The 772-nt window shown below is 38.0% G+C and carries 1 pseudogene; it reads right to left on the bottom strand.

The features are described from left to right. Positions 1–298: 298 nt before the first annotated feature. A pseudogene (locus tag ACE01R_RS17855) lies at positions 299–772 on the bottom strand (ISNCY family transposase); the annotation flags it as partial.

The following is a 772-nucleotide window of genomic DNA, read 5'->3' as shown; positions in this document are numbered from 1 at the left end:
CGTAAGCTAGGGCGTACAAAATAGCCTAAATTTCATCCACAGCAATTGGGGATAGTTTTCGCCCTGGAAGAGCTGATAACATTGGGAAAATGCCAAAATTGAGCGTTTTTCAACCGATTTTATTGGCAAAAAATGACAAACTTGTTTAAAAAACACACGAGTTGTTAAAGCGTGTGTTTTTTGATCTCTTTGGTTTGGGATTTATAGGTTTAAATCTTTGATAAATAATAATATTTAAAAAAGCTGTTATTCACCAATTAAAATGTCTATGCGATAAACCATTTAAAATGTCCTGTTTTTAACTACAAGAGTCAAGAACAGGATTTAAATTTCTTTGTTCAATAACTGCTTTCTGAGCTTTACGACTCGGCATACTTTGCTTGGCGCGGGAACGTTTATTTTGTTTTTCCAACTCTTCATGTTGTTGCTGGATATGGGCCAGAACCGAACCTAATCTTTTATTCTCAACCACTTCATTCTGCTGTAGTCCAACCAGTTTATTGAAGATGCTGTAGTTGATCTTCCGTCCTTCATGCATGATAGCCACAGTACCATCCGGGTACTCCAGAAATGAAATGTATTGCCCAACAAGCTTATGATTCAGCTCTGTCGGTTCAAGCAGATAAATACACTTGTCATAGGTAATGGTCAGATTCTTGGTGACCTTACGCGGTTCCTGCCAGGTAAAAATATCATCTAGTTCAACACCAGACTCTGTTAAGGGGCGATGTAAATTCTTTGAGTTTCGCGCACATTTGGCGAACTTCTGATT

The organism is Acinetobacter sp. BSP-28 (assembly GCF_044130285.1).
Lineage (GTDB): Bacteria > Pseudomonadota > Gammaproteobacteria > Pseudomonadales > Moraxellaceae > Acinetobacter.
This window is presented reverse-complemented; position numbering and strand designations above follow the sequence as displayed.